This is a genomic window from Kitasatospora sp. NPDC002543, assembly GCF_053594915.1.
The window spans coordinates 16,780-33,684 of record NZ_JBSFWR010000073.1; the positions used below are offsets into that span (position 1 = coordinate 16,780).

Below are 16,905 nucleotides of genomic sequence, written 5' to 3' on the forward strand. Positions count from 1 at the left end.
GGGGGACGGCGGACGTCTGCACTAGGCGAGGCAAGGGGGAAGACAGGCCGATGAGGCTCTGCTTTCTGGTGGAGGAACACTACCGGCACGACGGCATGCCGCTCGACGTGGCGCGCCAACTCACGGCGTGGGGGCACCGGGTGGACGTGCTGCGCCCCGGGGACTCGCTGCTGGCGATCTCCGAGGAGGTCCGGGCCGGCAGTCACGACGCCTGGGTGCTCAAGACCGTGTCCGGAGGGCCGGGGCTGACCCTGCTGGAGTCGGCCGCCGCCGTCGGCCTCACCACGGTGAACGACGTGCGCTCGATCCGCGGGGTCCGGGACAAGGCGCTCGCGGCGGTCATCGGCCGCACCCGGGGCCTGCCCGTCCCGGTGACGTACGCGGCCGCGCGCTGGGAGCGGCTGGCGGAGATCCCGGCCGCCGAGTACCCGCTGGTGGTCAAGCCCGCCGACGGCAGCTCCGGGCGCGCCGTCCGGCTGGTGCGCAGCCCCGACCGGCTGCTGGAGATCGGGCCGGAGCTGGCCGGGGAGGGGCTGCTGATCGCGCAGCCGTACGTGCCCAACTCCGGGACCGACCTCAAGGTGTACTGCGTCGACGGCGAGTTCTTCGCGACGGAACGTTCCTCCCCGCTGCACCCCGGGCAGGGCGTGCGGGAACGGCAGGTGCCGCTGCCGGGGAGCGTCGCGCGGATCGTGGCCCAGGTCGGCGAGGTGTTCGGGCTGGACCTGTACGGGGTCGACGTGCTGCTGGGGCCGGACGGACCGGTGGTGGTGGACGTCAACGACTTCCCGAGCTTCCGGCAGGTACCGGACGCGGTGGCCCGGGTCGCCCGGGCGGTGCTGCGGCTCGCGCGCAGCGGCACGGCCGTGTCGGTGCCCGGCGGGCCCGCCGGGCTGGTGCCCGCGGGCGGCGACGCGTACGGCCCGTACGACCTGTACGACCCGTACGGGCAATTCGCTCTCGGTGAGGGGGAGTTGCGGTGAAGGTCGGGCTGATCACCGGCGACCCCGGGCACCCCGTGCTGGCGGCGGTCGCCGCACTGCTGGTGCGCGGCGGGCACGAGGTGGCGGCCGTTCCGCCCGCGGGGCCCGTGACCGGGCTCGCGGACGTCTACCTGCTCAAGGCCAGAACGCCGCAGGCGCTCGCGCTGGCAAGGGAGCTGGAACGGCGGGGCGCGCCGGTGGTCAACTCGGCGGCGGCCACCGAGCTGTGCCAGGACCGGGTGCGGATGGCGGACCTCGCCCGCGCCGCCGGGCTGCCCTTCGCGGCCACCGAGGCGGCCGGACGGCTGGGTCAACTCGCCGATCCGTCCTACCCGTTCGTGGTCAAGAGCCGGCACAGCAGGCGGCACGACCTGGTCGCCCGGGTGGACGGGCCGGAGCGGTTGCGCGAACTCGCCGAGCGCTGGCCCGAGGAAGCGGTCGTCACGCAGCCGTTCGTTCCGGGGACCGGCTGGGACCAGAAGCTCTGGGTGGTCGGCGGGCAGGTGTTCGCGGCCCGCCGGCAGTCCGAACTCGCCACCGGCACGGGGAAGTCGGGGCGGGCGGAGGACTGGGAGCCGTCCGCCGGGCGGGCCGCGCTCGCGCTGCGGGTGGGCGAGGTGTTCGGGCTCGACGTGTACGGGGTCGACCTGCTCGACGGGCCGGCCGAGCCGGTCATCGTGGACGTCAACGCCTTCCCCGGGGTCCGCGGCCGGGCCGGCGCCCCGGAGGCGCTGGCGGCGCTGGCGCTGCGGGTCGGGGCGGAGCGGGGGTCGGTGCTCGCGGGGATCGGGAGCGGACCCGGGAGGGGCGCGGGGTAGCGCCGTCCGGTCCGTCGGCGCGGCCGAGAGGCGGGGGCGGAGACGGGGGCGGGGCGGTGGCGACGGCGACGGCGGGGCCAGGAGGCGAGGCCGGCGTGGCCGGGCGGCCCGGGGCGTCCGGCCCGCCGAGGTCGTTAGGCTGGCTGGCGCCCCGACCGGCCGGGGCGTACGGCGAGAGAAGACGGAACCTTGCTCCAGGACATCGAGCGCTACCTGGCCTGCCCGCACTGCGCGCAGGCCCTCACCCGGCACGACCGCAGCCTGCGCTGCCCGGCCGGGCACAGCTTCGACCTCGCCAAGCAGGGCTACGTCAGCCTCCTCGCCGGCGACGCCCACACCGGCACCGGGGACACCGCCGAGATGGTCGCGGCCCGCGCGGACTTCCTCGCCGCCGGGCACTACCGGCCGATCGCCGAGGCGCTGGCGGAGGCCGCCTCCGGCGTCGCCGGCGGGCCCGACGGCCTGGTCGCCGACCTCGGCGCCGGCACCGGCCACTACCTGGCGCACGTCCTGGACGCCCTGCCCGGCACCGTCGGCGCGGCCCTGGACATCTCCAAGTTCGCGCTGCGCCGTGCCGCCAAGGCGCACCCCCGGATCGGCGCCGTGGTGTGCGACGCCTGGCGTCCGCTTCCGCTGCGGGACGCCTCGACCGAGCTGATGCTCAACGTCTTCGCCCCGCGCAACGGGCCGGAGATCCGCCGGGTGCTGCGCCCCGGCGGCACCCTGCTGCTGGTCTCGCCGACCTCCCGCCATCTGCGGGAACTCGTCGACGCGCTGGGGCTGTTGTCCGTGGACGAGGAGAAGCAGCGGCGGATCGACGAGAAGCTCGGGCCGTACCTGGAGCCCGCCGGGCGGCGGGAGGTCGAGTTCACCCTGCGGCTCGGTCCGCAGGACGTGCGCACCGTGGTGGGCATGGGGCCGAGTGCCTGGCACACCGACCCGGAGCGGCTCGGCGCCGCGCTCGCGGAGCTGCCGGAACCGGTCGGGGTGACGGCCTCGGTGACGGTGGCCGCGTACCGGCGCTGAGCGCGCCCCGCCGTCCATGCTTTCGCCGTCCATGCTTTCGCCGTCCGCGTTTTCGCCGTTCGTGCTTCGCCGTCCGCGCCGGTGCGGGCCGGGTACCGGCGCCGGGTGCGGGGCCGTCCGCGGACCGGCCCCCAGCGCCACGTTGGGATGAATCTGCCGCGCAGGCACGTTTCTGCCGGTCGACCTGCGGCTAACGTCCGACGGGTGAACCGCGACGCCACCAGGCCCGCAGGGCCGTCCCCGCTCCGACCGGGCGCCCCGCCCGACCGGCCGCCCGTGCCGCGCCCCACCCTCGAGGAGCTCCGGCTCACCTCGTTCAAGTCCTACCGGCGCGCGGTGCTGCCGCTCGCGCCCCTCACCGTGCTGCACGGGCCCGCCGGGGTCGGCAAGTCCAACGCCCTCGACGCGCTGGCCGTGCTGTCCCGGCTCGCCCTCGGTGAGGAGATCGCCGACTCGCTGGACGGGCTGCCCGGGCGCACCGGCCAGCTCGCCGGGCCCGTCCGCGGCGGTCTGGACGGGTGCGTCCCGCACGGCCGGGACGCGATCATCCTCGGCTGCACCGTCCGCTCGCCGCACGGCCTGATCAGGCTCGACGTGGTGATCCGCACCGACGGCCCGGTCCGGATCGCCCGGGAGTCGCTCACCCTCGACGGCCGCACCCTGATGGACACCGGCGAGCAGGACGTCCGCAACCGGCGGGTCAACGTCTGCTGGCACAACGACACCCGCCAGGGTGACATCAGGGCGCCGTTCCCCAGCGGCACGATGATCACCGCGCAGCTGCCGCTGCGGGTCGCGGGCTCGTCGGCCGGCGAGTGCCTCGTCCTCGCCGCCACCGAGGACCTGCTCACCGCGCTGCGCGAGGTCTTCCCGCTGAACCCCGTCCCCGCGCTGATGCGCGGCTGGGCCCGGGCCGACCCGCAGGCCCGGCTGCGCAGCAACGCCGCCAACATCTCCGCCGTCGTCGCCCGGCTGAGCAACGAGTGCCAGCGCCGGTACGGGCAACTGCTGCGGGCCGTGCAGGCCGCCGCACCGCACCCGCTGCTGGGGCTCGCCCTCGCCGAGCGCGAGAGCGCGGGCGTGCGGCGGGTCCTCGCCGTGTTCGACGAGGGCGTCCTCGGGCGCACCGGGGCCGACCAGGCCTCCGACGGCATGCTGCGCCACCTCGCCTTCGCCGCGGTGCTGCTGACCGGGGCCGGTGTGCTCGACCTCGACGTGGCCGCCGAGGTGCCGTGGGCGCACCGGCAGCTCACCGTGCTGGCCGAGGACCTGGGGGCGGGGCTCTCGGCCGAGCAGACCGTCATGCTGCTGCGGCTGGCCCGGGACATGGCTGAGCGCAGCCAGCTGCGGGTGGTCGCGGCCCTGCAGGAGCCGGCGGCGGGGCGGGAGGTGCTGGGCGGCAGTGCCGGGGGAGGGGTGGTGCTGGTCGAGTGCCGGCGGGATCCGGACTCGGGGTTCACGGTGCTGCGGCCGGAGACGGCGCGGGTGCCGGTCCAGGGCGGGCGCGGGGCGGCGGCCGGGGGTGCGGCCGGTTCGGCCCGGGAGGTGCCGGAAGTGGGCGCGGCGGCGGGCGGGGAGCGGTCGGCGGACGAGGTGGCCGCGGGGGCGGCGGAGGGGTCGGCGGCGCTGTCGGCAGAGCGGGAGGGGGCGGCCGGATCCCCGGGGGGCGGAGGGGAGGCTCGGACCGGCGGTGGGGCGGCGGCCCGGGATGCGGTAGACCTGGAGGGGTGAGCGAACGAGTGACGGGGCCGGCGGAGCCCACCGTGGCGGCCCTGCGGCAGCGGTTGGTGGACTTCGCGGCGGCCCGGCGGTGGGAGCCCTTCCACACCCCGAAGAACCTGGCGGCGGCGCTGAGCGTGGAGGCGGGGGAGCTGCTGGAGATCTTCCAGTGGCTGACGCCCGAGCAGGCGGCCGCGGTGATGTCCGACCCCGAACGGGCGCACCGGGTGCACGACGAGGTCGCGGACGTGCTGGCGTACCTGCTGCAGTTCTGCACGGTGGTCGGGGTGGACCCGTTGGAGGCCCTGGCGGCCAAGATCGAGCGGAACGAGCTCCGCTTCCCGGTGCCGGTGGACGGGCCCGGTGCCGGCGACGATACGACCGGCGTCAACTCGGACGTGGACGACCAACCCTTGTGAGGGACGAAAGTTATCCACAGCCCCGACTTTTCCACAGCCTTTGAGAACGTGGGTGCGCGCTCGCGCTCTTCCTCGCACGCTGTCGCCGTGACCAGCCGTCACCACTCGGACCGCCCCTCCCGGCGGCCCGGGGGAGCGGCGACAGCGAGCGGGAGGAGCGGTGGCCATGGAGGCGCTGCGACTGATCAAGACGGCCCGGCACGCCCTGGCCGAGGCCAGGCACGTACCGGACGTGCTGGCCGAGGCGCGGCAGGCCGCGCTGCTCACCGAGGCGGTGGGCGCCAGGCTGGCGGAGTCGGAGGACGAGGAGCTCACCGGGCTGGGGCAGCAGCTGTCCGAGGCAGGGGCACACGCGGCGGTCTGCCTGGACCGCTCCGTCGTCCGGGCCGCCCTGGTGAGCGGCGGCCGGGCCGCGCGGCTCACCGACCTGGGGGACGTTGCACCGGCCCTGGGCGCGCTGGACGGGCTGCTCCAGGAGGTCGGCGAGACGTTGGTGGTGCTGGCCTGCGGGGCGGACACCGAGAGCCTCTACTGGACGTGCGTCGACGGCGTGGACGCGGTGTCGGAGTGCAAGGACCTGACCGTACGGCTGCGTGAGGCGGCGGTCAGGGCCGGGGAGACCGAGCCCGCGGCGCTCGGTGGGGCGGAGCGGGCGCCGGCGGCCGACGGGGCGCCGTTACTGGTGGTCCGGCTCGGTCCGCCGGGCGACGTCGGTCCGCCGGGCGGTGTCGGCAGTGCGGCGGGCGCCGACGGTGCGCCTCCGGGAGGCGGCGCGCCTCCGGGCGGCGTGCCCTCCGGCGGCTGCCCGCCGGACCTCGGCGGCCCGCCCGGTGCGGGCGGGCCGGCCGAGGAGGAACGGGCGGCGGGTTACCGCGTGCCCGGCGCGTCCGAGGCCTCGGAGGTGTCCGTGCCGGTCGGATAGGCGGTGGAGCCGGTGCCCCCGGGGACGGATCCCTGGAGTTCGGCGAGGTCCGCGGTGACGGAGGCGAGCAGTTCCTGCATCTGCTCCAGCAGGCTCTTGGGAGTGGCGGGTCCGGCCGAGGTGCCGTCGGCCGAGCCCGTCGGGCTGCTCGGGAACTGCGGCGTGGCAGATGGTTCGGACATGACGGGACCTCTTCGGATCGGTGGCGCGGCGTGAAGCGGCCGACGGTGGCTCGGCCGCACGGCGGGAGGTGGCAGTTGCCCGCCACCGGGGCACCCACCCCCGCCGTAGCACCCAACGAACCGCTCCGGAGGCCGTCACCCGAGCACCACCCGATGCGGTCCAACTCCGCTGTGCGGTAAGCCTCCCGGGTGAGCCGGGGTTGCCGTCGTGACGCCGTCTCGGCTAGGCGCGGGCGGAGCGTGATCGGTGAGCCGGAACCGGGCGCGGTCGAGCGCGCCCGGAGAGGAGAAGGAGGACGAACAGGGGGAGAACCCACCCCTTGCCACTCTCAACGTATAGCGCATGGGGGGTCTTGCGGCAAGGCCCCCGTGGTGGCGCACAATCGCAGGCCTCAGATCGGAGCTGATGCCATGAACAGCCGCACCACCAGCGCTTTCGACCTTCCCGCCCGCCTCGTCGCCAAGGCCGACCCGGCGCTGACCGGCGAGGACGAACGGCACTTCGCGGCCGTCGCGGAGAGCCTGGAACAGTCGATCGCCGAGCTGTCCGACCGCCTCGACGCGCTGCGCCGCGCGCCGGGCGGCCTCGGCCGGGAGGCGATGGACCGGGACATCGAGGTGCACAGGCTGACCGGCCGGCTACGCGCCCTGCGCCGCTTCGGCCTGGACCTGTGCCTTGGGCGGGTCGTCCTCGCGGACGGCCCGGAGCCGGTGTACATCGGGCGGCTCGGCCTCACCGACAGCGAGGGGCGCCGGCTGCTGGTCGACTGGCGCTCGCCCGCGGCCGAGCCGTTCTTCGCCGCCACCCACGCCGACCCGATGGGCCTGGTGAGCCGGCGCCGGTACCGCTGGACCGGCGGCCGGATCGGCGACTACTGGGACGAGGTGTTCACCGCCGACGCCCTGGACGGGCACGCCGCCCTGGACGACCAGTCCGCGTTCATCGCAAGCCTGGGCGGCAACCGGTCGGCCCGGATGCGGGACGTACTGGCCACCATCCAGGCCGATCAGGACGCCGTCATCCGGGCCGGGTCCAGGGGCGCCCTGGTGGTGGACGGCGGTCCGGGCACCGGGAAGACGGTCGTCGCGCTGCACCGCTCCGCGTACCTGCTCTACTCCGACCCCCGGCTCGGCCACCGGCGCGGCGGCGTGCTGTTCGTCGGCCCGCACCAGCCCTACCTGGCGTACGTCGCCGACGTCCTGCCCAGCCTCGGTGAGGAGGGGGTGCGCACCTGCACCGTGCGGGACCTCGTCGCCGAGGGGGCGAAGGCCGGGGTCGAGCACGACCAGGAGGCGGCCCGCCTGAAGTCCTCGGTCGGCATGGTGGGGGCGATCGAACGAGCCGTCCGGTTCTACGAGGAGCCGCCCTCGGAGGGGATGGAGGTCACCACCCCCTGGGCCGACCTCTGGCTGAGCGCAGAGGACTGGGCCGACGCGTTCGGCGCGCCGGACCCGGGCACCCCGCACAACGAGGCCCGCGAGCAGATCTGGGAGGAGCTGGCCACGATCCTGATGGACAAGCTGGACGACGCCGAAGGGGTCCCGCCCGAGCCGTTCCGCCGGTCGCTGCGGCAGGACGCCGAGCTGGTCGACACGCTCGACCGGGCCTGGCCGCTGCTCGACGCGGCGGATCTGGTCGGCGACCTCTGGTCGGTGCCCGCCTACCTGCGGATGTGTGCGCCCTGGCTCGCGCCCGAGGAGGTCCGCAGGCTCCAGCGCAAGGACGCGCCCCGGGCCTGGACGGTGTCCGACCTTCCGTTGCTGGACGCGGCCCGGCAGCGGCTCGGCGATCCGGAGGCGGACCGGCGCCGCCGCCGGCGGGAGGCCGCGGTCGCCGCCGAGCGCGCCCGGATGGCCGACGTCATCGGGGACCTGCTGCAGGCCGACGACGACGGCGAGGGCGCGGTGACGATGCTGCGCGGGCGCGACCTCCAGGACACCCTGGTCGACGAGACGGCCCTGCCCGTCGGCGACCCGGAGCCGCTCGCCGGGCCGTTCGCCCACATCGTGGTGGACGAGGCCCAGGAGCTGACCGACGCGCAGTGGCAGATGCTGCTGCTGCGCTGCCCGTCCCGGAGCTTCACCATCGTCGGGGACCGGGCGCAGGCCAGACACGGGTTCACGGAGTCCTGGGAGGAACGCTTGGAGCGGATCGGGCTCGACCGGAGCACGGTGGCCTCGCTGAGCATCAACTACCGGACGCCGGAGGAGGTCATGGCCGAGGCCGAGCCGGCGATCCGGGCCGCGCTGCCGGACGCCAACGTGCCGACCTCCGTCCGCAGCAGCGGCATCCCCGTCGTGCACGGGCCGGTGACGGAGCTGGACTCCGTCCTGGACGGCTGGCTCGCCGAGCACCCCGAGGGGATCGCCTGTGTGATCGGGGCCCCCGGCTTCGCGGCGCGGCCCCGGGTGCGGGCGCTGACCCCGGAGCTGTCCAAGGGGCTCGAATTCGACCTGGTCGTCCTGGTCGACCCGGAGGCGTTCGGCGGGGGCGTCGAGGGGGCGGTCGACCGCTACGTCGCGATGACCAGGGCGACCCAGCGGCTGGTGGTCCTCAGGAGCTCGTGAGGAGTCGGCGAAGGGAGCGGGGGAACGGAAGGAGGGCGTGGAGGGGCTGGAACGCGCGTCGCCCGGGCGGGTGACGCAGGTGTCGGCGGACGGCGTGAGGAGGCCAGACTGGGGCGATGGACGAGGAGGAACCGCTGGCGTCGTGGGCGGCCAGGCGGGAGCAACGGCTGAGGCCCGTCGGGCAGTTGAGGGCCGTGCGGCTCACCGGCGGACGGCCGGGCGGCGCCCATGTGGCGCCGGGCGAACCGAGGTTGATCGTGCGCTGGGACGGCTATCAGTGGCTGCCGGAGACGGTGGCGGCGGACTACGCCACCGCCCAGCGGATCCTGCACGGGACCGAGGGCGCGGGCGCGCCGCGGCCCGGGCGCCCGAACCGGCGGCCGAGGAAGGCGCCGGGGCGCCACCGCAAGCCCTGAGGTCCGAGCGGACCCGAACCGCGTGGAACCCCGGGCCGGGCCAGGGCCGAGGTGGAATCCCGAGCGGCTCGGAACCCCGAGCGGATCGGAACCCCGAGCCGTGCGGAATCCCGGGCCACGGCGTCGGGCCCCGGGAAACGGCCGGGGCCCGACGCCACCCGGCACCGGACCCCGGTCGTCACTGCCCGCAGGTCAGTTGTGGGCGTGCAGGTCGGCGTTCAGGCCGCCCCAGGAGCCGGAGCGGGCGATGACCTCGACCGCGCCGCTCTGCGAGTTGCGGCGGAACAGCAGGTTGTCCTGGCCGGACAGCTCGACGGCCTTGGCCACCGTGCCGTCCGGGGTGGTGACCCGGGTGCCGGCGGTCACGTACAGGCCGGCCTCGACCACGCAGTCGCTGCCGAGCGAGATGCCGATGCCCGCGTTGGCGCCGAGCAGGCAGCGCTCGCCGACCGAGACGACCTGCTTGCCGCCGCCGGACAGGGTGCCCATGATCGAGGCGCCGCCGCCGATGTCGCTGTGGTCGCCGACCACGACGCCCGCGCTGATCCGGCCCTCGACCATGGAGGTGCCCAGCGTGCCGGCGTTGAAGTTGACGAAGCCCTCGTGCATCACGGTGGTGCCGGCGGCCAGGTGCGCGCCGAGCCGGACGCGGTCGGCGTGGGCGATGCGCACACCGGCGGGGGCGACGTAGTCGGTCATCCGCGGGAACTTGTCGATCCCGTAGACGGCCAGCTGGCCGCCCTGGGCGCGCACGGCGAGACGGGCCTGCTCGACCTTGTCCACCGGGACCGGGCCGATGCTGGTCCACGCGACGTTGGCCAGCAGGCCGAAGATCCCGTCCAGGTTCTGGCCGTGCGGCTTGACCAGGCGGTGGCTGAGCAGGTGCAGGCGCAGGTACACGTCGTGGGTGTCGAGCGGCTTCTCGTCCAGCGAGGCGATGGTGGTGCGCACGGCGACCACCTCGACGCCACGGCGGGCGTCGGCGCGCAGCGCCTCGGCGGCGCCGGCGCCGAGCTCGGCCTCGGCCTGCTCGGCGGTCAGGCGGACGGTGCCGGCCGGGCCGGGCTCGGCGGCCAGCGCGGGGGCGGGGAACCAGGTGTCGAGGACGGTGCCGTCGGCGGCGATGGTGGCCAGACCGGCGGCCACGGCGCCGTTCGCCGCGGAGGTGGATTCGAGCGAGGTGGATTCAGCAGTCACACCGTGCACGTTAACCAATGCGGGGCCCCGGTGCCGAACACGCCCACCCGGCGGACGCGCCCGACGGCGGCGCTGGTCGGCGGCCCGGGCGGCGGGAAAACCCGGTGCCCGGCGCCCGGGCGCTCGACAATACTTCAGCGGGTGTTCATGTCGATCTCCACCACCGGCAGCGCCGAGGACCCGGCCACGGACCTCGGGTTCCTGCTGCACAAGCACCCCGGCAAGGTCCAGCGGTTCGCGACGTCGCACGGTGAGGCCCACGTCTTCTACCCCGAGGCGGGGGACGAGGTCTGCACGGCGGCACTGCTGCTGGACATCGACCCGATCGCGCTGGTCCGCAAGGGCCGGGGCGACGGCAGGGGGCGCGGCGGCTCGCCCGACTTCGCGCTCGCCCAGTACGTCAACGACCGCCCGTACGCCGCGTCCTCGCTGCTCGCGGTGGCGCTGCGGACGGTGTTCCGGTCCGCGATGAAGGGTGTCTGCCCGGCCCGCCCCGAACTGCCCGGCCGCGCCCGCCCGCTGCGGATCGAGCTGCCCGCCGTGCCCGCGAACGGTGCGGGCGAGGGCGGTGGCCCGGCCCTGGTGGTCCGGCTGTTCGAGCCCTTGGGCTGGCAGGTCGAGGCGACGGCGATCCCGCTGGACGAGTCGTTCCCCGAGTGGGGCGAGTCCCGCTACGTGCGGATGGCGATCTCCTCCGGGACGGTGCGGCTGGCCGACGCGCTCCAGCAGCTGTACGTGCTGTTGCCGGCGCTGGACGGTGCCAAGCACTACTGGGTCGCCCCGGACGAGGTGGACAAGCTGCTCGCGGCCGGCCAGGGCTGGTTGGCCGCCCACCCGGAGCGCGCCCTGATCACCCGCCGCTACCTGGCCCGGCGCTGGTCGCTGACCCGGGCCGCGCTGGAGCGCCTGGAGCTGGCCCGGCTGGCGGAGGCCGACGACCGCGAGGTCGAGGAGATCGACAACGCGGTCGACGACCGGCCCGAGGAGGAGCGGGAACGGGCGGAGCCCGGGCGGCCCTCGCTCGCCGAGCAGCGCCGCGCCGCGATCCTCGCCGCCCTGCGTGCGGCCGGTGCTGCTCGTGTCGCCGATCTCGGTTGCGGCCAGGGCGAGTTGCTCGGCGAGCTGCTCAAGGACGCCCGGTTCACCGGAATCCTCGGCGTGGACGTTTCCACCAGGGCACTGCGGGCGGCGAGTCGTAAGCTGGGCCTGGAGCGGTTGTCGGAGCGTCAGGCGGCCCGGGTGACGCTGGTGCAGGGAGCGCTCACCTACACGGACACCCGGCTCAAGGGCTTCGACGCGGCCGTGCTGTGCGAGGTGATCGAGCACCTGGACCTGCCGCGGCTGCCCGCCCTGGAGTATGCGGTGTTCGGTGCCGCCCGGCCGGGGACGGTCGTGGTCACCACGCCGAACGCCGAGTACAACGTCCGCTGGGAGAGCCTGCCGGCGGGCACCGTCCGGCACGCCGACCACCGCTTCGAGTGGTCCCGGGCCGAGTTCCGCGCCTGGGCGGGGAAGGTCGCCGCCGCGTACGGCTACACCGTGGAGCTGCGCCCGGTCGGCCCGGAGGACGAGGAGGTCGGCGCCCCGACCCAGTTGGCCCTGTTCACCGCGGCCGCGACACCCGCCACGAGCACACCCGTCACGACCTCGCCCGCCCCACCCGTCATACCCGACACACCCGCCGCGCCCGCCACGACCACGACGCCCGAAGGAGGCGAGCCCCGATGACCGACGACACGACCGACACCCCCGGCGACGGCGAGGACCGGAACCAGAACCCGGACCAGAACCCGGACCAGGACCCGGACCGGAACCACGACCAGGACCACGCGGAGACCGCCACCCCTCGCCGCCTCCCCGTCACCGACGTCTCCCTGGTCGTCCTGATCGGCACCAGCGGCGCGGGCAAGTCCACCTTCGCCCGCCGCCACTTCTCGCCCACCCAGGTGGTCTCCTCCGACTTCTGCCGAGGCCTGGTCGCCGACGACGAGAACGACCAGTCCGCCTCCGCGGAGGCCTTCGACGTCCTCTACTACATCGTCGGCAAGCGTCTGGCGGCCGGCCGGCTGACCGTCGTGGACGCCACGAACGTCCAGCCCGAGGCCCGCCGCCGGCTGGTCGAGATCGCCCGCGAGCACGACGTCCTGCCGATCGCGATCGTCCTGGACGTCCCGCCGGGGGTGTGCGCCGAGCGCAACCGCTCCCGTCCGGATCGTCAGCTGCCGGCCCATGTGATCCCCCGCCAGCACCGGGAGCTGCGCCGGTCCCTGCGGGGCCTGGAACGCGAGGGCTTCCGCAAGGTGCACGTCCTGCGCGGCGAGGCCGAGGTGACGGCCGCCGGGATCGAGCTGGAGAAGCGCTACAACGACCTGCGCCACCTCACCGGCCCGTTCGACATCGTCGGCGACATCCACGGCTGCCGCTCCGAGCTGGAGACCCTGCTGGCCCGGCTCGGCTACACCCTGACCCGGGACGCGGAGGGCCGCCCGGTGGACGCCGCCCACCCCGAGGGCCGTACCGCCGTCTTCGTCGGCGACCTGGTCGACCGCGGCCCCGACACACCCGGCGTGCTGCGCCTGGTGATGGGCATGGTGGCGGCCGGCCACGCGCTCTGCGTGCCGGGCAACCACGAGAACAAGCTCGGCCGGGCGATGGACGGCAAGAAGGTCACCGTCGCCTACGGCCTCCAGGAGTCGCTGGACCAGTTGGCGGGGGAGAGCGAGGAGTTCCGGGCCGAGGTCCGCGCGTTCATGCGCGGCCTGGTCAGCCACTACCTGCTGGACGGCGGCGCCCTGGTGGTCTGCCACGCCGGTCTGCCGGAGAAGTACCACGGCCGCAACTCCGGCCGGGTCCGCTCGCACGCGCTGTACGGGGAGTCCACGGGCGAGACCGACGAGTACGGCCTCCCGGTGCGCTACCCGTGGGCGGAGGAGTACCGCGGCCGGGCACTGGTGGTCTACGGCCACACCCCGGTGCCGACCGCGAGCTTCGTCAACAACACCATCTGCCTGGACACCGGCTGCGTCTTCGGCGGCAGTCTGACCGCGCTGCGCTACCCGGAGCGCGAGCTGGTGGCCGTCGAGGCCGAGCGCGAGTGGTACGCCCCGGTGCGCCCGCTGACCACCGATGCGCCGGGCGCTCGCGAGGGCCGTCCGCTGGACCTCGCCGACGTGGCCGGACGCCGGGTCGTCGAGACCGGGCTGCACGGGCGGGTGGCGGTCCGGGAGGAGAACGCGGCCGCGGCGCTGGAGGTGATGAGCCGCTTCGCGCTGGACCCGCGGCTGCTCGCCTACCTGCCGCCGACCATGGCGCCGAGCGCCACCTCCCGCCGGGACGGCTACCTGGAGCACCCGGAGGAGGCCTTCCTCGGCTACCGGGCGGACGGTGTGCGGCACCTGGTCTGCGAGGAGAAGCACATGGGCTCGCGCGCCGTGCTGCTGGTCGCCCGCGACGGGGCCGCGCTGGAGCGCCGCTTCGGTGTGGGCGGCCCCGGAGCGATCTGGACCCGGACCGGCCGGGCCTTCCTCGCCGACGAGGAGCTGACCGGCGCCGTGCTCGACAGGGTCCGGGCGGCCGCCGAGCGTGCCGGGCTCTTCGAGGAGCTGGCCACCGACTGGCTGCTGCTGGACGCGGAGCTGATGCCCTGGTCGCTGAAGGCGGTGGAACTGCTGCGCCGTCAGTACGCGGCGGTCGGCGCGGCGGCGGGCGCCGCCCTGCCGGAGGTGCTGTCCGCGCTGGAGCGGGCGGCCGGGCGCGGTCTGGACCTGGCCGGGCTGACCGCCCGCCAGCGGCAGCGCGCGGCCGACGCGCAGGCGTTCACCGAGGCGTACCGGCGCTACTGCTGGCCGACCGAGGGCCTGTCGGGCATCCGGCTCGCGCCGTTCCAACTGCTCGCGGCCGAGGGGGCGAATCTCGCGGTGCGCCCGCACGACGAGCACCTGGCCCGGATCGACCGCCTGGTGGCCGCCGACGCGGCCCCGGCGGGCCCGGAGGGTTCGAACGGCCCTGACGGCCTCGCCGGCGGCGCCGAGCGGAAGGAGCCGGTGCTGCACGGCACCCGCCGAATCCTGGTGGACACCGAGGACGAGGCCTCGATGGCCGCCGCCACCGCCTGGTGGGAGGAGCTGACCGGGGCGGGCGGCGAGGGCATGGTGGTCAAGCCGCTGGCCTCGATGGCCCGTACGGCGCGGGGCGAGGGCAGGCCGGGCGGTCTGGTGCAGCCCGGGGTGAAGGTGCGCGGCCGGGAGTACCTGCGGATCATCTACGGCCCGGACTACACCGAGCACCTCGACCGGTTGCGCCTGCGCGCGTTGGGCCACAAGCGTTCGCTGGCGCTGCGGGAGTACGCGCTGGGCCTGGAGGCGCTGGACCGGCTGGCGGCGGGGGAGCCGCTGTGGCGGGTGCACGAGCCCGTCTTCGCGGTGCTCGCGCTGGAGTCGGAGCCGGTCGACCCGCGCCTGTGACGGCGCCGACCCGCGTTCCGGCAGGTGGCGGCCGGCGTTTCGGCAGGTGCCGACCGGCGATCCTGACGGTGCCGACCGGCGATCCTCACCGCGCCGACCGGCGTCCGTGAGGCCGGTGCCGGGTGAGGGGAGCCCCCGCGGTCTCCCCTCACCCGCCCCGCCGCTGTATAGAAATTCGGAGCATCGTATATGCTTTCGCTTTCCCCGCAGTCCCGTAACCCCAGGAGCCCGGCATGGCCTTCAACCTCCGGAACAGGCACTTCCTCAAGGAGCTCGACTTCACGCCCCAGGAGTTCCGCTTCCTGGTGGACCTCGCCGCCACGCTCAAGGCGGCGAAGTACGCGGGCACCGAGCAGCCCCGGCTGCGCGGGAAGAACATCGCGCTGATCTTCGAGAAGACCTCCACCCGCACCCGCTGTGCCTTCGAGGTGGCCGCCCACGACCAGGGTGCCACCACCACCTACCTGGACCCTTCGGGCTCGCAGATCGGCCACAAGGAGTCCATCAAGGACACCGCCCGGGTGCTCGGCCGGATGTTCGACGGCATCGAGTACCGGGGGCACGGCCAGGAGATCGTCGAGGAGCTGGCCGAGTACGCCGGCGTCCCGGTCTGGAACGGGCTGACCGACGAGTGGCACCCCACCCAGATGCTGGCCGACGTGCTCACCGTCACCGAGCACACCGCCAAGCCGCTCCCCGAGGTCGCCCTCGCCTACCTCGGTGACGCCCGCTCCAACATGGGCAACTCGCTGCTGGTCACCGGCGCGCTGCTCGGCATGGACATCCGGATCGTCGCGCCGCGCGCGCTCTGGCCCGCCGAGGAGGTGCAGGAGTCGGCGCGGGCGCTGGCCGGGACCACCGGTGCCCGGATCACCCTGACCGAGGACGTGGCCGAGGGCGTGGCCGGAGCCGACTTCCTCTACACCGACGTCTGGGTCTCGATGGGCGAGCCCAAGGAGGTCTGGGCCGAGCGGATCGAGCTGCTCAAGCCGTACCAGGTCTCCATGGACACCGTCCGGGCCACCGGCAACCCCGACGTGAAGTTCCTGCACTGCCTGCCGGCCTTCCACGACCTCGGCACGGTGCTCGGGCGGCAGATGTACGAGGCGACCGGCATGGCCGAGCTGGAATGCACCGACGAGCTGTTCGAGTCGGCGCACTCCATCGTGTTCGACCAGGCCGAGAACCGGCTGCACACCATCAAGGCGGTGCTGGTCGCCACCCTCGGCTCCTGACCCGCGCCGAGAGGCCCTTTCCGGGAGGCCTCCCGCCGGGAAGCCCCGAGCCCGGCGCCCCGGCAGCCCCGTGTCCGGGGCCTCAGTCGTCCAGCTTGACGCAGGCCACCCGGTCGCCCGCCGCGTGCGGGGCGGCCGGGGTGCCCGCGTGCAGCACCAGCGAGCGCGCCTCGCCCGGCCGCGGCTGCCAGGCCACCGCGGTGGTGGCGCTGCCCCGGCCCTGTCCGTCGGTGCGCAGCGTCAGCCGCAGCTCGTTGCGCTCGTTGGCGTACGCCGGGTCGGTGGACGGCTGCACCGGGTCGACCTGGTCCTGGTAGTGGGGTCCGGAGGAGGCCGGGTCGGCTCCGCAGCCGCCGGTGTGCAGGTGCACCGGGAACTCGTGGTCGGGGGCGAGCCCGGTGGCCGTCAGGGTGAGCACCGTCCGTCCGGGCAGTGAGCGGTCGGTGACGATCCGGGCGTGCGAGCCGTACGGCACGAGGTCGCTCGCGTAGCTGATCGCGGCCGGCGGGACGAACGCGGTGGCCGGGTCGAAGTCGGCCTCGACGACGGAGACCGGCGAGGCGGCGGGGGCCAGCAGGGCCAGCGGCAGCAGGGCGGCGGCGAGCGGAGCGGTCATCGGGGCGGAGCCTTCCGGGGCGGGGCGTCGGTCGCCCTGCTAACGCGGCCCGGGGCCCCGAGGACACCCTCGGTCCGTGTCGGGCCGGATCCCGTGGGGGTCGCGGTGCGGGCGTGGGTGGGGGAGCGCGCACGCGTTCGGGCGCCCGGGCCGTACGGGGCGCGGGCCCGGGGTGAACCGGGGGCGAACGGCGGGGGAAACGGTGGGGGAGCAGTGCGGGGGGCCCCGCTGGTGGGGACCGCCCCCTCGCCGACCGGCGCTTCCGGTGGTGAGCTTGTGGTGGTGGCGCCGCTGTCGGCGGCCGCCGTGGTGGCCGGTGCGGTCCGTCCGGTCGGGCCGGA

14 protein-coding genes are annotated in these 16,905 nt (G+C 75.1%); 11 read left to right on the top strand and 3 right to left on the bottom strand.

Features of this window, described 5'->3' with window-relative positions:
• Positions 1 to 50 precede the first annotated feature (50 nt).
• The 6 genes from ACWD4P_RS26540 to ACWD4P_RS26565 all read left to right on the top strand — a co-directional run bounded on the left by ACWD4P_RS26540 (position 51) and on the right by ACWD4P_RS26565 (position 5,887).
• Complete coding sequence (locus tag ACWD4P_RS26540) at positions 51 to 983, top strand: ATP-grasp domain-containing protein (RefSeq protein WP_449781300.1); 933 nt, start codon at positions 51 to 53, stop codon at positions 981 to 983.
• Positions 980 to 1,801: an ATP-grasp domain-containing protein gene (locus tag ACWD4P_RS26545; RefSeq protein ID WP_449781301.1), complete on the top strand. Its 822-nt coding sequence runs from the start codon at positions 980 to 982 to the stop codon at positions 1,799 to 1,801. The genes ACWD4P_RS26540 and ACWD4P_RS26545 overlap by 4 nt, the downstream gene beginning before the upstream one ends.
• A gap of 189 nt (positions 1,802 to 1,990) precedes the next feature.
• On the top strand, positions 1,991 to 2,827 hold the full coding sequence (locus ACWD4P_RS26550; RefSeq protein ID WP_449781302.1) for a putative RNA methyltransferase: 837 nt from the start codon (positions 1,991 to 1,993) through the stop codon (positions 2,825 to 2,827).
• A gap of 204 nt (positions 2,828 to 3,031) precedes the next feature.
• A complete protein-coding gene (locus ACWD4P_RS26555; RefSeq protein ID WP_449781303.1) occupies positions 3,032 to 4,558 on the top strand; it encodes an AAA family ATPase in 1,527 nt (508 codons plus the stop codon).
• Between the two features lie 8 nt (positions 4,559 to 4,566).
• Positions 4,567 to 4,965, top strand: coding sequence for a nucleotide pyrophosphohydrolase (locus ACWD4P_RS26560; RefSeq protein WP_359824286.1), 399 nt, complete (start codon positions 4,567 to 4,569; stop codon positions 4,963 to 4,965).
• A gap of 166 nt (positions 4,966 to 5,131) precedes the next feature.
• Positions 5,132 to 5,887 carry a DUF6099 family protein gene (locus ACWD4P_RS26565; RefSeq protein WP_449781304.1) on the top strand — a complete coding sequence of 252 codons (756 nt, stop codon included), beginning with the start codon at positions 5,132 to 5,134 and terminating at the stop codon, positions 5,885 to 5,887.
• Here the strand turns inward: ACWD4P_RS26565 and ACWD4P_RS26570 are convergent.
• Positions 5,833 to 6,069: a hypothetical protein gene (locus ACWD4P_RS26570; protein ID WP_359824261.1), complete on the bottom strand. Its 237-nt coding sequence runs from the start codon at positions 6,067 to 6,069 to the stop codon at positions 5,833 to 5,835. The two genes, ACWD4P_RS26565 and ACWD4P_RS26570, sit on opposite strands and share 55 nt — an antisense overlap.
• Before the next feature lie 411 nt (positions 6,070 to 6,480).
• Here ACWD4P_RS26570 and helR point away from each other — a divergent pair, with 411 nt between their 5' ends.
• Together helR and ACWD4P_RS26580 are read left to right on the top strand one after the other, a co-directional pair.
• Positions 6,481 to 8,637 carry an RNA polymerase recycling motor ATPase HelR gene (helR, locus tag ACWD4P_RS26575; RefSeq protein ID WP_449781305.1) on the top strand — a complete coding sequence of 719 codons (2,157 nt, stop codon included), beginning with the start codon at positions 6,481 to 6,483 and terminating at the stop codon, positions 8,635 to 8,637.
• Positions 8,638 to 8,753: 116 nt separating this feature from the next.
• On the top strand, positions 8,754 to 9,053 hold the full coding sequence (locus ACWD4P_RS26580) for a DUF6087 family protein (protein ID WP_359824256.1): 300 nt from the start codon (positions 8,754 to 8,756) through the stop codon (positions 9,051 to 9,053).
• A gap of 192 nt (positions 9,054 to 9,245) precedes the next feature.
• On the opposite strand, the gene dapD is transcribed toward ACWD4P_RS26580, so the two are convergent.
• Positions 9,246 to 10,250: a 2,3,4,5-tetrahydropyridine-2,6-dicarboxylate N-succinyltransferase gene (gene dapD / locus ACWD4P_RS26585; RefSeq protein WP_359824255.1), complete on the bottom strand. Its 1,005-nt coding sequence runs from the start codon at positions 10,248 to 10,250 to the stop codon at positions 9,246 to 9,248.
• 141 nt (positions 10,251 to 10,391) lie between these two features.
• On the opposite strand from dapD, the gene ACWD4P_RS26590 reads away from it, so the two are divergent.
• The 3 genes from ACWD4P_RS26590 to argF all read left to right on the top strand — a co-directional run bounded on the left by ACWD4P_RS26590 (position 10,392) and on the right by argF (position 15,948).
• Positions 10,392 to 11,978 carry a 3' terminal RNA ribose 2'-O-methyltransferase Hen1 gene (locus ACWD4P_RS26590; RefSeq protein ID WP_449781306.1) on the top strand — a complete coding sequence of 529 codons (1,587 nt, stop codon included), beginning with the start codon at positions 10,392 to 10,394 and terminating at the stop codon, positions 11,976 to 11,978.
• Positions 11,975 to 14,713, top strand: coding sequence for a polynucleotide kinase-phosphatase (locus ACWD4P_RS26595; RefSeq protein ID WP_449781307.1), 2,739 nt, complete (start codon positions 11,975 to 11,977; stop codon positions 14,711 to 14,713). The genes ACWD4P_RS26590 and ACWD4P_RS26595 overlap by 4 nt, the downstream gene beginning before the upstream one ends.
• 233 nt (positions 14,714 to 14,946) lie before the next feature.
• On the top strand, positions 14,947 to 15,948 hold the full coding sequence (gene argF, locus ACWD4P_RS26600; protein ID WP_449781308.1) for an ornithine carbamoyltransferase: 1,002 nt from the start codon (positions 14,947 to 14,949) through the stop codon (positions 15,946 to 15,948).
• A gap of 82 nt (positions 15,949 to 16,030) precedes the next feature.
• On the opposite strand, the gene ACWD4P_RS26605 is transcribed toward argF, so the two are convergent.
• Positions 16,031 to 16,564 carry a superoxide dismutase family protein gene (locus tag ACWD4P_RS26605; RefSeq protein WP_359824246.1) on the bottom strand — a complete coding sequence of 178 codons (534 nt, stop codon included), beginning with the start codon at positions 16,562 to 16,564 and terminating at the stop codon, positions 16,031 to 16,033.
• Positions 16,565 to 16,905: the final 341 nt, after the last annotated feature.